Source organism: Ensifer sp. ENS07 (genome assembly GCF_014852185.1).
GTDB lineage: Bacteria > Pseudomonadota > Alphaproteobacteria > Rhizobiales > Rhizobiaceae > Ensifer > Ensifer adhaerens.
Window position 1 is genome coordinate 1,057,687 of sequence record NZ_JACVBE010000001.1, and the last position, 17,741, is coordinate 1,075,427.

General features: G+C 62.6%; 19 protein-coding genes. 12 read left to right on the top strand and 7 right to left on the bottom strand.

Features of this window, described 5'->3' with window-relative positions:
• Window positions 1–12: 12 nt before the first annotated feature.
• From IB277_RS05355 to IB277_RS05385, 7 genes are all read right to left on the bottom strand, one after another.
• The gene (locus IB277_RS05355; protein WP_090295734.1) at window positions 13–660 is read right to left on the bottom strand and encodes an SdpI family protein; all 648 of its coding nucleotides are present in this window, start codon (window positions 658–660) and stop codon (window positions 13–15) included.
• On the bottom strand, window positions 657–926 hold the full coding sequence (locus IB277_RS05360; protein WP_210187440.1) for an autorepressor SdpR family transcription factor: 270 nt from the start codon (window positions 924–926) through the stop codon (window positions 657–659). Before IB277_RS05360 ends, IB277_RS05355 begins: the two co-directional genes overlap by 4 nt.
• Window positions 927–1,078: 152 nt before the next feature.
• Window positions 1,079–2,266, bottom strand: a complete 1,188-nt coding sequence (locus IB277_RS05365) for a DUF418 domain-containing protein (protein ID WP_110818978.1) — start codon at window positions 2,264–2,266, stop codon at window positions 1,079–1,081.
• A 243-nt stretch (window positions 2,267–2,509) separates the two neighbouring features.
• Window positions 2,510–3,166: a CDP-alcohol phosphatidyltransferase family protein gene (locus IB277_RS05370; RefSeq protein WP_090295728.1), complete on the bottom strand. Its 657-nt coding sequence runs from the start codon at window positions 3,164–3,166 to the stop codon at window positions 2,510–2,512.
• On the bottom strand, window positions 3,150–3,548 hold the full coding sequence (locus IB277_RS05375; protein ID WP_090295726.1) for a hypothetical protein: 399 nt from the start codon (window positions 3,546–3,548) through the stop codon (window positions 3,150–3,152). Before IB277_RS05375 ends, IB277_RS05370 begins: the two co-directional genes overlap by 17 nt.
• Entirely contained in the window at window positions 3,545–4,495 is a 951-nt protein-coding gene (locus IB277_RS05380) for a phosphatidate cytidylyltransferase (RefSeq protein WP_034795857.1), read from the bottom strand. Before IB277_RS05380 ends, IB277_RS05375 begins: the two co-directional genes overlap by 4 nt.
• Window positions 4,492–5,136: a lysophospholipid acyltransferase family protein gene (locus IB277_RS05385; RefSeq protein WP_060582507.1), complete on the bottom strand. Its 645-nt coding sequence runs from the start codon at window positions 5,134–5,136 to the stop codon at window positions 4,492–4,494. The genes IB277_RS05380 and IB277_RS05385 overlap by 4 nt, the downstream gene beginning before the upstream one ends.
• Before the next feature lie 532 nt (window positions 5,137–5,668).
• Here IB277_RS05385 and IB277_RS05390 point away from each other — a divergent pair.
• The 12 genes from IB277_RS05390 to IB277_RS05445 all read left to right on the top strand — a co-directional run bounded on the left by IB277_RS05390 (window position 5,669) and on the right by IB277_RS05445 (window position 17,645).
• Window positions 5,669–6,481 (top strand): class I SAM-dependent methyltransferase, encoded by an 813-nt coding sequence (locus IB277_RS05390; RefSeq protein WP_090295724.1) that lies wholly within the window; start codon window positions 5,669–5,671, stop codon window positions 6,479–6,481.
• A gap of 546 nt (window positions 6,482–7,027) precedes the next feature.
• Window positions 7,028–7,918: a VOC family protein gene (locus IB277_RS05395; protein ID WP_034795850.1), complete on the top strand. Its 891-nt coding sequence runs from the start codon at window positions 7,028–7,030 to the stop codon at window positions 7,916–7,918.
• Entirely contained in the window at window positions 7,918–8,760 is an 843-nt protein-coding gene (gene kdsA / locus IB277_RS05400; protein ID WP_162731872.1) for a 3-deoxy-8-phosphooctulonate synthase, read from the top strand. The genes IB277_RS05395 and kdsA overlap by 1 nt, the downstream gene beginning before the upstream one ends.
• Window positions 8,761–8,897: 137 nt before the next feature.
• Window positions 8,898–10,172, top strand: coding sequence for a phosphopyruvate hydratase (gene eno, locus IB277_RS05405; RefSeq protein ID WP_060516907.1), 1,275 nt, complete (start codon window positions 8,898–8,900; stop codon window positions 10,170–10,172).
• 146 nt (window positions 10,173–10,318) lie between these two features.
• Window positions 10,319–10,639 (top strand): septum formation initiator family protein, encoded by a 321-nt coding sequence (locus tag IB277_RS05410; RefSeq protein ID WP_034795840.1) that lies wholly within the window; start codon window positions 10,319–10,321, stop codon window positions 10,637–10,639.
• Between the two features lie 136 nt (window positions 10,640–10,775).
• Window positions 10,776–11,822, top strand: a complete 1,047-nt coding sequence (pdhA, locus tag IB277_RS05415) for a pyruvate dehydrogenase (acetyl-transferring) E1 component subunit alpha (protein ID WP_034795824.1) — start codon at window positions 10,776–10,778, stop codon at window positions 11,820–11,822.
• A gap of 17 nt (window positions 11,823–11,839) precedes the next feature.
• Window positions 11,840–13,210, top strand: a complete 1,371-nt coding sequence (locus tag IB277_RS05420) for a pyruvate dehydrogenase complex E1 component subunit beta (RefSeq protein ID WP_060516909.1) — start codon at window positions 11,840–11,842, stop codon at window positions 13,208–13,210.
• A gap of 15 nt (window positions 13,211–13,225) precedes the next feature.
• On the top strand, window positions 13,226–14,563 hold the full coding sequence (locus tag IB277_RS05425) for a pyruvate dehydrogenase complex dihydrolipoamide acetyltransferase (RefSeq protein WP_089044597.1): 1,338 nt from the start codon (window positions 13,226–13,228) through the stop codon (window positions 14,561–14,563).
• Between the two features lie 66 nt (window positions 14,564–14,629).
• Window positions 14,630–15,271, top strand: coding sequence for an SGNH/GDSL hydrolase family protein (locus tag IB277_RS05430; RefSeq protein WP_034795815.1), 642 nt, complete (start codon window positions 14,630–14,632; stop codon window positions 15,269–15,271).
• Between the two features lie 2 nt (window positions 15,272–15,273).
• Window positions 15,274–15,855: a GNAT family N-acetyltransferase gene (locus IB277_RS05435; RefSeq protein ID WP_089044598.1), complete on the top strand. Its 582-nt coding sequence runs from the start codon at window positions 15,274–15,276 to the stop codon at window positions 15,853–15,855.
• A gap of 18 nt (window positions 15,856–15,873) precedes the next feature.
• A complete protein-coding gene (lpdA, locus tag IB277_RS05440; RefSeq protein ID WP_110818975.1) occupies window positions 15,874–17,319 on the top strand; it encodes a dihydrolipoyl dehydrogenase in 1,446 nt (481 codons plus the stop codon).
• A 74-nt stretch (window positions 17,320–17,393) separates the two neighbouring features.
• The gene (locus tag IB277_RS05445) at window positions 17,394–17,645 is read left to right on the top strand and encodes a GlsB/YeaQ/YmgE family stress response membrane protein (protein ID WP_090295713.1); all 252 of its coding nucleotides are present in this window, start codon (window positions 17,394–17,396) and stop codon (window positions 17,643–17,645) included.
• The last annotated feature ends 96 nt before the right edge of the window (window positions 17,646–17,741 follow it).

Consider the following 17,741-nt stretch of genomic DNA (forward strand, 5'->3'; position numbering starts at 1 on the left):
CGCCCGGAGCCTCTAACTGCGACGGGCGATGTGGTAGCTATAGAGCGTTGCAATTGCGACCGGCAGCAGCAGCGCGGCGATCGTCGCTGCGGCAAGCGTTGGACCGGTGCTCATGACGACGGCCAGCAGTGCCAGGGTGATACCGGCGCAGACCATCAGCAGGCCCGCAAGCCGGTGCGTTGCCCGCCAGTTGGCGTTATCGGCGAGCGTCCACGGCAGCCGAATGCCGGCAAGGCCGTTCGGCTGCGATTTCGGCAGGACGTTGCCGACGACGATCGACAGAAGTCCGAGGCCGAAGGCGATCACGCGCGTCATCGAGAGGTCGACGCCAAGCCCGATCAGCACGATCACAGTTTGAATGGCGGCAAAGAGCGCGAGGATCGCGGGGAGGGTGACTTCGGCGATATGCCGGCCCGCCTGAAGCTCGGCCTGTGGTGCGAACCGACCGACGGCGAACGAGAATGCGGCAAGCACGGCGACCGCCACAGGCGCCAGCGCCAGCGCCCGGTCGCGCGGCCAGAAGGCATCGGCCGTGCCGTCAACACCCCAATGGATGGGAAGCAGCGCCTCGGCGGGGATTGCGAGATAGCCGACGAGCGTCGCGGAAAAAAGTATGCCGCCAGCGACCAGCGCGATCGGGGAACGCAAAAGCAAGGTCATGGTGCTTGATCCCTTGTGCTGAGGAGATCGCCGAGCGCCTCTTCGAGAATGGACATGTTGAGGTGGTAGATGAGGCTCGTGCCGCGCCGCTCGACCGCGACGAGTTCTGCCTCGCGCAGCTTGTTGAAATGCGCGGAAAGCGTCGGCTTGGTCAGGTCGAAATGCTCGGCGAGTTCGCCGGCGCTCATCGGCCCGGCCTTCAACAGTGCCAGGATCTGCCGCCGCACGGGATGAGAAAGCGCTTCGAAAACCCTGTTGATCCGCATCGTCTCCGCTCGCTTGTTGTCTCTATATTTAGACGAATATCTAATTAGAGTCAAAGCGAAATAGTGCCGAACTGCGTCTCAAGCCAGGAAGCGAAAATGCCCAGCGCCGAAGGCGCCGGGCAGCATTGGTTGCGGGAATTGGCTGGTGTCCGTCAGCGCGCCTCCGCCGGGCGGCGCCACTGCGGCACGCGGCCGATGGTGATGAAGCGCAGGATCCATTCGAGCGGGCCATAGGCGAAACGGGCCATCCACCAGTGGCTGACGAAGAGCTGGGCGGCAAAGATCGCAAGCGCGATCAGCACGCTTGCCAAAGGCGCGACCTGGCCGATGAGACCAAGGCCGTAACCATGGAAGATCAGGGCCGCGATCAGCGACTGCAGCAGATAGTTGGACAACGCCATGCGGCCGGCAGGCGCCAGCAGGTTGCGCAGGCTGTGGCCGGTTTCGGATCCGAAGAGCAGCATCATGGCGCCGACATAGGCGCCGGTGAGAAGCGGGCCGGTGGCGAGCCCGATCGAAAGCGCGATGACCGCGATTGGCGATTCGGGCATCTCGACGCTGACATAGGCATAGATGACGGCGCCAGGCAGGCCGATCCAGAGACCGGTACGAACGAGGCGCTGGAACAACGCCGTGTTCTCCTCCGGCCGCGCCAAGGTCTTGCGACGCCCGGCGATCAGGCCGAGCAGGAACATCGCCAGCGCGCACGGCGCTTGCAGCAGGACGAGGATGATCCAGACCGAGTTGAGCTCCGTAAGGTGCTGACCGATGACGGCTTGCCAGTCGCCTTGGAAGGCAAGCTCGGCCGCCTCCGCGGCGGAAAGAATGGCAGACCGATCGAGCGGTACCGGATCCAGCGTGATGAGGATGCCGAGTGTGCCCCAGACCACTGCAAGGATAAGGACCAGCCATTTCGCCAGGCGGAAGAGGGCCCCATCGCTGCGGTTTCTGAGCATCAGGAGGACGATGCCAAGCACCGCGTAGGTGGTGAGAATATCGCCATGGAAAAGCAGGACCGCATGGGCAAGCCCGATCAGCCAGAGGCCCATCTGTCGGCGCAGGAGCCTGGGAACGAAGGCCTCGCCGGATTTTTCCGCCGAACGCATCTGCAGGGTGAAGCTGTAGCCGAACAGGAACGAGAAGAGCAGGTAGAATTTCATTTCGAAGAACAGGGCGATCACGAAATGCACGCTGCGATCGAGGATGCCGCCGAAGGCGGGGTCGGAAATTTCCAGCCCGTAGAAGGCGGAGGCGAAGGCCATGATGTTGACAAGGAGGATGCCGAGCAACGCAAAGCCACGCAATGCATCGACGTCGTCGATGCGGTCTGGGGTACTCATTCGTGTTCTCCGTTACGGGAGGCGCTATAAATTTGCGCCGTAACCGATTGAAAAAGTTTGCTTTCATGAGGCAGCGACCATGACCTGATCGCCGCCGATCTTGGTGCGCGCGAGCATTCGTTCATCGTCGACACGCGTGGCATTTAATAAATAGACTAATCAATCTAATAATTGGCATGGACATACGTCAAGAGGGCCGCGCGATGTTGCGGCGGCCTCGTTCATGGTGCGTGAAGCGGGTGTTTAGCCTTTGTAGGGAGCGTTTTGCCGAAGCCAGGCAATCTGGCGACGGGCGCGCAGAAGGGCCGTAAGCACAGCCCCAGTCGAGATCGCAAGGAGCGCGATCCACAGCAGTTCGCCATCGCCGAGCCAGAGGCCTTCGAAGGCGGACACCACGGCGGCCAGCGTCATCGTCGCCATGCGGTGTTGTTTGGCCATCGGGCCGGAGAAGTCGCCCGGCGCGCCATTGGCACGGCCGAGCTCGCGCACGTAGGCGGTCAGCACGCCGAAGGTGGCCGCGGCAAAACCGAGAGCCGGCACGCCGATGGCAAATCCGGCGCCGACGAAGATGAAGATGTCGGCGATGCGATCGGGAAACTCGTTCCAGAAGGGACCATCGGCCTCGCCCTTGCCACCCTCGACGGCGACCATGCCATCGAAAAGGTTGCAGAGCAGGCGCAACTGGCAGAAGAGCGCGGCGGCGATGAACAGGCTCGCCCTTACGCCGTCCTCGCTTTCGCCCGTGAGCCAGAAGGAAAGGCCGGCAAGGGCGGCCGCCAGCATGCTTGCCTGCGAGATCCGGTTTGGCGTGAGGTTCATCGATGCCAGGCGGCGCGCGGTGGCCTGCGCCCAGCGGGTGTTGCGGCTTGCGAGCGGCCTGCGGTCACCGGTCTCGGTCATGTTCGCCTCGGCTGATGGAATAGTTGTAGATGGCGGCGTAGGTGGTCGAAACCGTGAGCGGCAGCGCAATCGTTTTCAGGATCTCGGGCGTGCCGCTGGCGGCATGGATCGCGACCAGAATTGCAGATGAGCCAAGGCACGCGAAGAGCGGTGGCAGAACCAGGCGCCTTGCGCCGCGGAACCGCCTGGAAAGCGCATCGATCGCCGTTTTGAGGTAGAGGGTAAGCAGCGCCGAAAGCGTTCCCTGGACGAGGCCGGCAACAAGCGGCTTGGGCATGGGGTGATGGCCGTTGGCGAAAAGCGCCCAGCCGCCCATGGCGAAAAAGGCGAAGGCCACATGTACGAAGCCGCTTGATGCCAGCCCCTTCAGTTTCGCGCTCATGTCAGCGACCACCAGTAGCGCGTCAGGTGGAAGAAGATCGGCGCGGAGAAGACAACGGAATCGAGCCGGTCGATCAGCCCGCCATGGCCTTCGATCAGATGGCCCCAGTCCTTGACGCCGCGGTCCCGCTTGATCGCCGACATGACGAGCCCGCCGAAGAATCCCATCAGGGTTATGATGAGCGACATCAACGCGGCTTGTGCCGGGGTGAACGGGGTAATCCACCAGAGCGAGGCGCCGATCAGCGTTGCGCTCGCAACGCCGCCGACGAAACCCTCGACCGTTTTCGACGGCGAAAGGGTTGGCGCGATCTTGGTTTTGCCGAAGAGCTTGCCCCAGACATATTGCAGCACGTCGCTCGACTGAACGACGATGACGAGGAAGGCGATGAGAAGCACGTTGCGTCCCTCATAGCCCGGGATCTGCAGCGTTAGCAGCGCCGGCACATGCGAGGCGCAGAAGACGCAGATCATCAGCGCCCATTGCACCTCGGAGATCCGGACCAGGAAGTCGCGCGTGTCGCCGCGAAGAACCGCGACGATCGGCATCAGCAAGAAGGCGTAGACCGGCACGAAGATCGAATAGATGCCGTATTGCTCGGCCCACAGCAGGAAGTAGTTGATCGGCAGGACGACGAAGAAGGCGCCCGCGATCGCCCAGTGGTCGCCGCGCCGCGTGTTGATGAGCGTGATGAACTCGCGCAGCGCCGCAAACGAGCAGAAGGCAAAGAGCAGGAGCACGCCGACCCGTCCGGCAACGAAGGCGATGGCGATCAGCACTACCATTGCCCACCACGCCTTGATGCGGGCGTTGAGGTTCTCGATCGAGCCGTTCGACCCGTCAGGCGACAGCTTCTGCTTGAGCATGTAGCCGACGCTTGACGCCAGCACGAGAACGCCGCCGACGCCGAAGAGCAGCTTGAGCATGTCCAGGCTGGCCGCGCTCATGCGCCGTCATCCGTCGATGAAGGCGCGAGCGAAAGCAGGGCGGTCTCGGCGCGAGCGATGAACTCTTCCTTCGTCTCCTGCGCCTTGAGGCGCATCGGTTCGCCGAAATTGACGGTGCAGATGAGCGGGATCGGCACGAACTCCCCCTTGGGCATGACGCGGTTGAGATTGTTGATCCAGACGGGAACCAGCGCCACGTCCGGGCGCTTGCAGGCGAGGTGATAGAGCCCGCTCTTGAACGGCAGCAGTCGCGCTTCGGTCTGGTTGCGCGTTCCCTCGGGAAAGAGAATGAGCGACGATCCGTCGTTGAGCACGGCCGTCATCTGCTCGACCGGGTCCTGCGTGCGCGCATCCGGGTCGCGCTCGATCAGCACCGCGTCGAAGACGTCGCGGCCGATGAAGGTCGAAAGCTTCGATTTCAGCCAGTATTCGGCACCTGCGACCGGCCGCGCGCGTTCCCTGAGCCAGGGCGGCAAGACCGCCCAGATCAGCACGAAATCGCCGTGGCTGGAGTGGTTGGCGAAATAGATGCTCTGCTTCGGCGGCAGGCCGGTCTCATGCCAGATGGCGCGCGCCGCCGTCAGCGCCCGCGCAAACATCATGATGGCGATGGAAGCCAGCTTGGCCATCATCTCGCGCATCATGTGGTTTTGTGCCCGGTTGGGAGCCGAGTCAGTGTGCCGAAGCGCCCCTTGGCGTGACTCGGCCGTGCCCGGATGCGTTTCTTGTCTTGCGACTCAATAATCAAATGCTGCCCCTCAGCCTGCTGCCCGGCATAACTCCAGGCTGCAATGACGAATTTTACGCAATTGTGACGGCTTCTCAAGCGGTTGAAATCATGCGCAACATGATAACGCGCAGACCATGCCGGATATTCGTTCGCCGACACCATGACGGAGAAACCATTGCGGCGGCACGTCGCAGCCGTTGGCCTCCGTTCGCGTTGACCATCCGCAACTTAGCCGCTAGCTTGCGGCTTCCAGTAAGGGGAGCGTCGTCCAATGCGCCAGTAATGCCCGGTGAAAACCGAATCGCCTCAACTTCGCTTGCGAAGAAGATGGACGATGGCATTGCTGCGATCCGCATCGACGGACGAACGCTAGGGCATTTCTGCCTGCGATCTCCATTCGCCTTCGTGAGCGGTCACATCAGGACAAGTTCCAGGGACCGAACATGCAAGACATTTCCTCCTCCAATCTCGATATCATCGATCACAATCGCCAGGCGTGGGACAGGCAGGCAAGCCAGGACTGCGAATGGTCCCGCCCGGTCACACGCGAGATGATCGCCGACGCCCGCAAAGGGCAGTGGCAGGCGCGGCTGACGCCCGGCGATCTGCCTGAGGGCTGGTTGCCCGACGTCAAGGGCAAGAAGATCCTCTGCCTGGCGTCCGCCGGCGGGCAGCAGGCGCCGACCCTGGCCGCCGCCGGTGCGGACGTTACGGTCTTCGACCTCTCCGAGGGACAGCTCGAACAGGATCGGCGCGTCGCCGAACGCGAAGGGCTGTCGCTTTTGACCGTGCAGGGCGACATGCGGGACCTCGCGACCTTTGCGGACGAAACCTTCGACATCGTCTTTCATCCGATCTCGAACCTCTATGTTCCCGACCTCCAGCCGGTCTGGCGGGAGTGCCACCGGGTGCTGAAGACCGGCGGTCGGCTGCTTTCGAGCTTCTACAATCCGATCGTTTTCGTCGGCGACCGCGATCCGGCCCATGCGGAAAAGGGCCTTATCCGCCCGGCTTACCGGCTCCCCTTTGCCGAGGTGGAGCATCTCGCGCCCGATGTCGTGCAGGCCAAGGTCGATCGGGGCGAGGCCCTGGTCTTCGGACACAGCCTTTCTGCGCAGATCGAGGGGCAGCTGAAGGTCGGTTTCCTGTTGGCCGGCTTTCACGAGGATTGGCAGCCGTCGGCTCGTTTCCTGATCGACAGGTTCGTGCCGACCTTCATCGCCACCTTTGCCATCAAGAGCGATCTTCATCCCTGATGCGGCAGGCCCGGCGCTCTGTTCGGGCCCGCAAGCTCGCACGCAACGAGGGCAGTCGCAGCGGCCGGAAGGCGCTGCGGTTGCCGATCCCGGCTTCCGCACCGCCTTTTTACCTCGCGTTACTGTTACGTACTCGCCAACGCATCGGTTTCGTACTTTCCTGTCGTCAGCGAAACTGGAAAGGGGTCAATCCATATGCGCTTCATCGCTTTGTTATTCGTGCCTTTGGCGGTTGCCGTGCTGGGGCTTTCGGGTTGTGCCTCGACGTCCTCGACCAATACATCCTACACGCAGCCCCAGACGTTCGCCCCCGGTCTCGGTGCGGGGAACACGGCGAACGCCACGACGGCGCCGGGCTACTACTGACCTTCCGGCGGTTCGTCTCCCGCTGACAGGCATAATCCGCGGCGGGCGCAGCCGGCCGCGGACGGCTCACTTTGCGGCAACGGCCCGAACCCGGATGGCCGATCCGGCCCCTGGCGGTGACCCGGCTTGCATTCGCCGGCCAAAAGTTGCAAACAGCGGCGAACCATCAGGGAACACGCCATGAGCCTCTCCAAGCGCACCACCCGCCCGCTCGATCACCTCGTGCTGCCGGTGGATACGCTTACCCAGGCGCGGCGTCGGCTTTCCAATCTCGGCTTCACCGTCGCCGACGATGCCCGCCATCCCTTCGGCACCGAAAATGCCTGCGTCTTCTTTGCCGACGGCACCTATCTCGAACCGCTAGCCATAGCGTCCCGCGAGGAGTGCGAAGCGGCGGCACTCGACGGCAACGCCTTTGTGGCGCGTGATCAGGCGTTTCGTTTCCGCCAGGGACCGGAAGGCCTCTCGGCGCTGGTCTTCGGCACCGAGGATGCGGCGAGCGACCATATCCGCTTTCGGGCGCGGGGCATCTCCGGCGGTGACATGCTGGAGTTTTCCCGGCCGATGAAGCTGCCCGATGGCCGCGAAGGACTGGGCTCGTTCCGTCTTGCCTTTGCGGCCGACCTGCGCGCGCCGGATCTCTTTCTTTTCAGCTGTCAGCGCGTTCGCGCACTCCCCACCGATCGGGCGGCGCTGGAGCGACACGACAACGGCGTGATCGGCATAAGCGAAGTGGTGCTGTCGGAAGCCAATCCGACTGATTTCCAGTATCTGCTGCAGGAAGCGGTCGATGAGCGCGAGGTTTCGGCGCATTCCTTCGGCATGGATGTCGCGACCACCAACGCCAAGATCTCGGTGCTGAACGCCGCCGGCATGGAAGCCTTCTTCGGTCGCTCGGTGCGCGGTGCCGAACGGGGCCTTCGCGGACGGGCGGTCGTCTTCCGTGTTGCCGATCTCGAGGCAACGCGGGCGCTCTTTGCCGAGAACGATATCGAATTTGCAGAAATGGGCGGGCGCCTCATTGTCCCCGAAATGCCGGGGCAAGGGGTGATCTTCGCGTTTGGAGCTTGATGATGAAAACCAATGCCAGAGTCGTTGTCGGTGAGGGCGCCCGTCAGGTCGCCTTCGCACAGACCGAGAAGTTGTCGCTGATCGCAGGCCCCTGCCAGATGGAGAGCCGTGAACACGCCTTCATGATGGCGGGTGCGCTCTCCGAACTCTGCAACAAGCTCGGCCTCGGCCTCGTCTACAAGTCCTCCTTCGACAAGGCCAACCGCACCTCGCTTTCGGGCAAGCGTGGCATCGGTCTCGACAAGGCGATGGAAATCTTCGCCGACCTGAAAAAGGAATTCGGCTTTCCGGTTCTGACCGACGTGCACACCGAAGAGCAGTGCGCGCTTGTCGCCCCGACGGTCGATATCCTGCAGATCCCGGCCTTCCTGTCGCGCCAGACCGATCTTCTGGTCGCCGCCGCCAAGACCGGGCGGGCGATCAACGTCAAGAAGGGCCAGTTCCTGGCGCCCTGGGACATGAAGAACGTGTTGGCGAAGTTCACCGAAAGCGGCAACCCCAATGTCATGCTCTGCGAGCGTGGCGCTTCCTTCGGCTACAACACGCTGGTCTCCGACATGCGCTCGCTGCCGATCATGGCTTCGCTCGGCGCGCCGGTCGTCTTTGATGCGACCCATTCGGTTCAGCAGCCGGGCGGGCAGGGCGGCTCTTCGGGCGGTCAACGAGAATTCGTCGAGACCCTGGCGCGCGCTGCCGTTGCCGTCGGTGTTGCCGGTGTCTTTGTTGAAACCCATGAAGACCCGGACAATGCGCCCTCCGATGGCCCGAACATGGTGCATCTGAAGGACATGCCGAGGCTGCTCGAAAAGCTGCTGGCTTTCGACGCGATCGCCAAGGGCTGAGACCCGCGCGACGCTTCGTGAAATTTTCATGAACCGCAATGGCGCGGTTGTTTTTGCATATTGCGCGCCATTGTAATTTCGAGGCCTTGGCGTATGACAGGCCCCGACCACCCACCGTCCTCAACAGGGAAGAGATCATGACTGCAATCATCGACATCATCGGCCGAGAAATTCTGGACAGCCGCGGCAACCCGACCGTCGAGGTCGACGTGTACCTGGAAGACGGAAGCTTCGGCCGCGCGGCAGTCCCGTCGGGCGCCTCGACCGGTGCCCATGAGGCTGTTGAGCTGCGCGATGGTGGTACGCGTTACCTCGGCAAGGGCGTTGAACGTGCCGTCGAAGCCGTCAACGGCGAGATCTTCGAAGCGATCGGCGGTCTCGATGCCGAGAACCAGATCCAGATCGACAAGACCATGATCGAGCTCGACGGCACGGCGAACAAGTCGCGCCTCGGCGCCAACGCCATTCTCGGCGTTTCGCTTGCCGTTTCCAAGGCTGCCGCCGAAGCTGCCGGCCTGCCGCTCTACCGTTACGTCGGTGGTCCGAACGCCCACGTGCTCCCGGTTCCGATGATGAACATCATCAACGGTGGCGCGCACGCCGACAACCCGATCGACTTCCAGGAGTTCATGATCGTTCCGGTTGGCGCCGACACGATGCGTGATGCGGTTCGCATGGGCTCGGAAGTGTTCCACACGCTGAAGAAGCAGCTTGCAGCCGACGGCCACAACACCAATGTCGGCGACGAAGGCGGCTTCGCGCCGGGTCTCGCCTCTGCTCCGGCAGCGCTCGACTTCATCATGAAGTCGATCGAGAAGGCTGGCTACAAGCCGGGCGAAGACATGTTCATCGCGCTCGATTGCGCCGCAACCGAATTCTTCAAGGACGGCAAGTACGTGCTCGAAGGCGAAGGCCGCACGCTGGAGCCGGGTGCCATGGCTGAATACCTGGCGGAACTCGCCGCCAAGTACCCGATCTTCTCGATCGAAGACGGCATGGCCGAAGACGACTGGGACGGCTGGAAGGCTGTGACCGACCTCATCGGCAACAAGTGCCAGCTCGTCGGCGACGACCTGTTCGTCACCAACTCGGCCCGCCTGCGGGACGGCATCAAGATGGGCGTTGCCAACTCGATCCTCGTCAAGGTCAACCAGATCGGCTCGCTGTCGGAAACGCTCGACGCCGTCGAGACCGCCCACAAGGCGCGCTACACCGCCGTCATGTCGCACCGCTCGGGCGAAACCGAGGACGCGACGATCGCCGATCTCGCGGTTGCCACCAACTGCGGCCAGATCAAGACCGGCTCGCTTGCCCGTTCGGACCGGCTCGCCAAGTACAATCAGCTGATCCGCATCGAAGAGCAGCTCGGCGTGCAGGCCAAGTACGCCGGCCGCTCGATCCTGCGTGGCTGATCGCCGCCTGATTTTTGTCTGAAAACTGAGCCCGCCCACACGGCCCCGTGTGGGCGGGTTTCTATTTTCCTGCCGTTCATGGTCAACGGTCGGTTAATCAATCGACGCTAATCTGATTGCCGTACTGCGTATCAGGGCGGGAATGCATGTGGACACGGCATCATAAGAAACGGAAACTGGGTCGGCTGGTGATGCCGCTGATCGCGGTCGCCTTTCTCTCCTACTTCGGCTATCATTCCATTCACGGCGGCTATGGCCTGAAGGCGACCGAGCAATTCGATCGTCAGATCGTCGAGCGGCAGGCGCGGCTGGATAAGCTCACGAAGCAGCGAATGATCCTCGAAAAGGAGGTTCAGCTGATGAGTGATGGGTCGCTGGAACGGGACATGCTGGATGAAAAGGCTCGCCTCGCGCTGAACATGTCGCGAAGTGACGAGATCGTTATTTTCCACCGTGCCGCAAATTAACCTGAATTCAGTTAATTGGAATTTGTGAAGTAAAATCAATTATTTGTGCGGAATGCGAGCCATGCAAATATGGCATTGCTGTGTCTGCTTTCTTTCCCTATGGTAACCGCAAAAGGCTAACCATTGGGAGGAACGAATGGCTCCGCGAAAATCCGCGTCCGTTTCCAGCCGCAAGAGTGCCGCAAAGCCGGCGAAGAAAGACTTCAACGGCGGCACGTTCGCCGACTTCTCCAAACAGGAAGATCTGAGTGCCTACCGCGAGATGCTGCTGATCCGGCGTTTCGAGGAAAAGGCCGGCCAGCTCTATGGCATGGGCTTCATCGGCGGCTTCTGTCACCTCTACATCGGCCAGGAAGCCGTTGTCGTCGGCATGCAGATGGCGCTGAAGGAAGGCGACCAGGTCATCACCGCCTACCGTGATCATGGCCACATGCTGGCCTGCGGCATGAGCGCCCGCGGCGTCATGGCCGAACTCACCGGTCGTCGCAGCGGCCTTTCCAAGGGGAAGGGCGGCTCGATGCACATGTTCTCCAAGGAAAAGCACTTCTATGGCGGCCACGGCATCGTCGGCGCCCAGGTGTCGCTCGGCACCGGTCTTGCCTTTGCCAACCGCTATCGCGGAAACGACAATGTGTCCGTTGCCTATTTCGGTGACGGCGCTGCCAACCAGGGCCAGGTCTACGAAAGCTTCAACATGGCGCAGCTCTGGAAGCTGCCGGTGATCTACGTGATCGAGAACAACCGCTACGCCATGGGGACTTCCGTTTCGCGGGCTTCGGCACAGACCGACTTCTCGCAGCGCGGCGTCTCCTTCAACATTCCGGGCTTCCAGGTCGACGGCATGGACGTGCGCGCGGTCAAGGCCGCCGGCGACGAGGCTGTTGAGCATTGCCGCTCGGGCAAGGGTCCGATCATCCTTGAGATGCAGACCTATCGCTACCGCGGTCACTCGATGTCCGACCCGGCGAAGTACCGCTCGAAGGACGAAGTGCAGAAGATGCGCTCGGAGCATGACCCGATCGAGCAGGTGAAGGCGCGTCTGACCGAAAAGGGTTGGGCGAACGAGGATGAGCTGAAGCAGATCGACAAGGAAGTCCGTGACATCGTTGCTGACAGCGCCGATTTTGCCCAGGCCGATCCGGAGCCGGATGCATCCGAGCTCTACACCGACATCCTGCTTTGATCCGGGGAGGGACAAACATGCCAGTAGAAATTCTTATGCCCGCCCTTTCCCCGACCATGGAGGAAGGCACGCTCTCGAAATGGCTGAAGAACGAGGGGGACAAGGTGTCCTCCGGCGACGTCATTGCTGAAATCGAGACCGATAAGGCAACGATGGAAGTCGAAGCCGTCGATGAAGGCACGATCGGCAAGCTCTTGATTGCCGCCGGCACCGAAGGCGTCAAGGTCAACACCCCGATCGCCGTGCTGCTGCAAGACGGCGAAGGCGCTGGCGACATCGCCGCTCCGAAGGCCGAAGCGCCGAAGGCAGCCGCTGCCGAAGCGCCGGCCGCTTCCGCGCCGGCTCCGGTTGCAGCCCAGCCGAAGGTCGAAGTCGCTGCTGATCCGGCGATCCCTGCCGGCACCGAAATGGTGACGATGACCGTTCGCGAAGCACTTCGCGACGCCATGGCCGAAGAAATGCGCGCAAGCGACGACGTCTTCGTCATGGGTGAAGAAGTCGCCGAATATCAGGGCGCCTACAAGATTACCCAGGGCCTGCTGCAGGAATTCGGCGCCCGCCGTGTCATCGATACCCCGATCACTGAGCACGGCTTTGCCGGCGTCGGCGTCGGCGCTGCCATGACCGGCCTTCGTCCGATCGTCGAGTTCATGACCTTCAACTTCGCCATGCAGGCGATCGACCAGATCATCAACTCCGCTGCCAAGACACTCTATATGTCCGGCGGCCAGATGGGCGCGCCGATCGTCTTCCGTGGCCCGAGCGGTGCGGCTGCCCGCGTGGCCGCGCAGCACTCGCAGTGCTACGCCGCCTGGTACAGCCATATCCCGGGCCTCAAGGTCGTCATGCCCTACACGGCTGCCGACGCCAAGGGCCTGCTCAAGGCTGCGATCCGCGACCCGAACCCGGTCATCTTCCTCGAAAACGAAATCCTTTACGGTCACTCCTTCGAAGTGCCGAAGCTTGACGATTTCGTGCTGCCGATCGGCAAGGCCCGTATCCACAAGGTCGGCAAGGACGCAACGATCGTTTCCTTCGGTATCGGCATGACCTACGCCGTCAAGGCGGTTGCCGAACTCGAAGCCCAGGGCATCGATGTCGAACTGATCGACCTGCGCACCATCCGTCCGATGGACCTGCCGACGGTCATCGAATCCGTCAAGAAGACCGGCCGCCTCGTCACCGTCGAAGAAGGTTACCCGCAGTCTTCCGTCGGCACCGAGATCGCAACCCGCGTCATGCAGCAGGCCTTCGACTACCTTGACGCCCCGATCCTGACGATCGCCGGCAAGGATGTGCCGATGCCTTACGCCGCGAACCTCGAGAAGCTCGCGCTTCCGAACGTCGCAGAGGTTGTCGATGCGGTGAAAGCCGTTTGCTACAAATAAGGGGAGGGCCCTTCGATGCCTATCAACATCACAATGCCTGCCCTCTCCCCGACGATGGAAGAAGGCAATCTGGCCAAGTGGCTCGTCAAGGAAGGCGACAAGGTCAAGTCCGGTGACGTGATTGCCGAGATCGAGACCGACAAGGCGACGATGGAAGTCGAAGCCGTCGACGAAGGCACCGTTGCCAAGATCGTCGTTCCCGCCGGCACCGATGGCGTCAAGGTCAATGCGCTGATCGCCGTTCTCGCCGCCGATGGCGAGGATGTCGCCGCCGCCGCCAAGGGCGGCAACGGCGCGGCAGCACCGGCACCCGCCGCCAAGGCCGAAGCGCCTGCACCGGCAGCGCCGAGCGCTCCGGCTGCGGCTCCTGCCGCTGCACCGGCTGCAGCCCAGCCGGCCAAGGCCGAGGGCGGCGCACGCGTCTTCTCCTCGCCGCTCGCACGCCGTCTGGCAAAGGACGCGGGCATTGACCTGTCGGCAGTTGCCGGCACCGGTCCTCATGGCCGCGTCGTCAAGAAGGACGTCGAAGCCGCCGTCTCCGGTGGTGCTGCCAAGCCCGCCGCCGCACCGGCCGCCGGTGCTGCTGCTCCTGCAGCCGCACCGCTTGCCAAGGGCATGTCGGAAGACGCCGTTCTCAAGCTGTTCGAGCCGGGCTCCTACGAACTCGTGCCGCATGACGGCATGCGCAAGACGATCGCCAAGCGTCTCGTCGAATCCAAGCAGACGATCCCGCACTTCTACGTGTCGGTGGACTGCGAACTCGACGCGCTGCTGGCACTGCGTGCGCAGCTCAACGCAGCGGCTCCCGAGCAGGGTGGCAAGCCGGTCTACAAGCTCTCCGTCAACGACATGGTCATCAAGGCCCTGGCGCTGGCACTGCGCGATGTTCCGAACGCGAACGTCTCGTGGACCGAGAGTAATATGGTCAAGCACAAGCACGCCGATGTCGGCGTTGCCGTGTCGATCCCGGGCGGCCTGATCACCCCGATCATCCGCCAGGCGGAACTGAAGAGCCTGTCGGCCATCTCCAACGAGATGAAGGACCTCGGCCAGCGTGCCAAGGACCGCAAGCTGAAGCCCGAAGAATACCAGGGCGGCACGACTGCCGTCTCCAACATGGGCATGATGGGCGTCAAGAACTTCGCCGCCGTCGTCAACCCGCCGCATGCCACGATCCTCGCGGTCGGTGCCGGCGAGGAGCGCGTCGTCGTCAAGAACAAGCAGATGGTCATCGCCAACGTCATGACCGTCACGCTTTCGACCGACCATCGCTGCGTCGATGGCGCGCTCGGTGCCGAACTGCTCGGTGCCTTCAAGCGCTACATCGAAAACCCGATGGGCATGCTGGTCTGAGTTGGATGGGGACCGGCCTTCGGGCCGGTCCGTTCCTTTTCGCGCAGTCGAAGGCGGGCCCGGACGATGAAAACAGTTCTCTGCTATGGCGACAGTCTGACCTGGGGCTACGATGCCACCGATGGCGGTCGACATGCGCTTGCCGATCGCTGGCCGAGTGTCTTGCAGAAGGCGCTGGGGCCGGACGTCCAGGTCATCGCCGAGGGGCTGAACGGCCGCACGACCGCCTACGACGATCACCTCGCCGATTGCGACCGCAATGGTGCGAAGGTGCTGCCGACGCTGCTGCACAGCCACGCGCCGCTCGATCTCATCATTCTTCTTCTCGGCGCAAATGACATGAAGCCGGTGATCCACGGAACCGCCTTCGGCGCCGTGAAGGGCGTCGAACGGCTGGTCAATCTGGTGCGCCGTCACGATTGGCCGGTTGAGAGTGAGGACGGCCCGGAGATCCTGATCGTGTCGCCGCCGGTGCTTTGCGAAACGGCCGACGCCGGCTTTGCCGCAATGTTCGCAGGCGGCATCGAGCAGTCTTCGATGCTGGCGCCCCTTTATCGCGATCTCGCCGACGAACTCGATTGCGGCTTCTTCGATGCCGGATCAGTGGCGGTGACGACGCCGCTCGATGGCGTGCATCTCGATGCGGAAAACACGCGTGCGATTGGCCGGGGTCTGGAACCGGTCGTGCGGATGATGCTCGGGGTCTGAGAATGGTCGGGGGCGTCACCATACGTCCGGCCGAAAGACGTGAGGCGGCGGAACTCGCCATCCTCGTCGATATCGCCGCGCATGGCTTTGCCTCCTGGCTCTGGTACGGCGCCGTCCAGCATGGGGTGACGGATACGGCTTTTGAGCGCGGGCGCAACAAGCTGCGCGAAGAGCCGGGTCCGGGGAACTGGCGTGATGCGCTGGTTGCCGAGGTCGATGACGAGGTTGCCGGAGTGTCGCTCGGCTACGGGGTCGGGCCGGAAGCGGCTGAGATTGTTGCCGGGCACCCGGTTCTCGAGCCCCTGCTGGCGCTGCAGCGGCAGATCGTCGGCCACTGGTTCATAGAGAGCCTGGGCGTCTATCGCCATCAGCGCGGCCGGGGGATCGGCAAGGCGCTTCTGGCCAAGGAATTCGAACGCGCCGGATCGGCGCCGGTGAGCCTGATCACCGAGAGCCACAACGGCAGGGCTCAGGCACTATACAGGGCAAACGGTTTCGGCGAGGCAGCGCGCGCCGAGGCGGTTCCGCTCTTTGAGGAAAGCAAGAAACACGACTGGGTGCTCTTCACCCGCAAGGTCGCTTGAGACAAAGGCAGGAAACACATGGCTGAGAATTACGACGTCATCGTCATCGGTTCGGGTCCGGGGGGCTATATCGCCGCCATTCGTGCGGCACAGTTGGGTCTCAAGACCGCGGTCGTCGAGCGCGAGCACCTGGCCGGCATCTGCTCCAACTGGGGCTGCATCCCGACCAAGGCGCTGCTGCGCTCCGCCGAAGTTCTGCACTACGCCCAGCACCCGGCCAGCTATGGCATCAAGATCGAAGGCACCGTGACGCCGGACCTGAAGGCGATCGTTGCACGCTCGCGCGGCATTGCCGAGCGCATGAATGGCGGCGTCGGCTTCCTGATGAAGAAGAACAAGGTCGATGTGATCTGGGGTGAAGCCAAGCTCACGAAGCCCGGCGAGATCGTCGTCGGCAAGTCGACGAAGCCGGTTGTCCAGCCGCAGGCGCCGCTGCCGAAGAACACTAAGGGCGAGGGCACCTACACCGCCAAGCATATCATCATCGCGACCGGCGCCCGCCCACGCGCGCTGCCGGGCATCGAGCCCGATGGCAAGCTGATCTGGACCTACTTCGAGGCGATGAAGCCTGAGGAAATGCCGAAGTCGCTGCTGGTCATGGGCTCGGGCGCGATCGGCATCGAATTCGCCTCCTTCTACCGCACCATGGGTGTGGACGTGACGGTCGTCGAAGTGATGCCGAACGTGATGCCGGTCGAAGATGCCGAGATTTCGAACATCGCCAAGAAGCAGTTCGAAAAGCAAGGCATGAAGATCCATCTCCAGGCCAAGGTGACGAAGGTCGAGAAGGCTGCCAACTCGATCACCGCCCATGTCGAGATGAAGGACGGCAAGGTCGAGAAGATCACCGCTGACCGCATGATCTCGGCCGTCGGCGTTCAGGGCAACATCGAGAACCTCGGCCTCGAAACGCTCGGGGTCAAAACCGACCGCGGCTGCATCGTCATCGACGGCTACGGCAAGACCAACGTTCCCGGCGTCTACGCGATCGGCGACGTCGCCGGACCGCCGATGCTCGCCCACAAGGCCGAGCATGAGGCCGTCATCTGCGTCGAAAAGATCGCTGGCCTGCCGAACGTTCATCCGATGGACAAGCTGAAGATCCCGGGCTGCACCTATTGCCACCCGCAGGTCGCCTCCGTCGGCCTTACGGAAGCCAAGGCCAAGGAACTCGGACGCGACATCCGCGTCGGCCGTTTCCCCTTCGTTGCCAACGGCAAGGCGATTGCGCTGGGCGAAGACCAGGGTCTGGTCAAGACGATCTTCGACAAGAAGACCGGCGAACTCTTGGGCGCCCACATGGTCGGTGCGGAAGTCACCGAACTGATCCAGGGCTTCGTCGTCGCGATGAACCTCGAGACGACCGAAGAAGATCTGATGCACACGATCTTCCCGCATCCGACGATCTCCGAGACGATGAAGGAAAGCGTGCTCGACGCCTACGGCCGCGCGCTCAACGCCTGATGGTTTCGGCGCCGGCGTTTTTGGTGTAGCTTTGGCATTGATAATGGGCGCATTTTCAATGCACGGAGACCAAAATGAGCGTGAACGGCGTCGGTATTTTGGCTGCGATCATCGTTGGCGGTTTGGCTGGGTGGCTCGCGGAGAAGTTCATGGGCAGCAGCATGGGGCTGATCATGAACATAGTGCTCGGCATCATCGGCGCGGTGGTGCTGAATTTCATCCTGGCGGCATTCAACATGGCGTATGCCGGATGGGTCGCTTACCTGATCATCGGCTTCATCGGCGCATGCCTGTTGATCGCCGCTGGTCGGGTCGTGAAACGATAGTCTGCCGGGCCTTCTGTGCTTCCGTCGGGCTTCGAAAATAGACGGCCTGACATTTCCGGTCGGGCCGTCTATATAGAGCGAAAATGGGTCATCCGG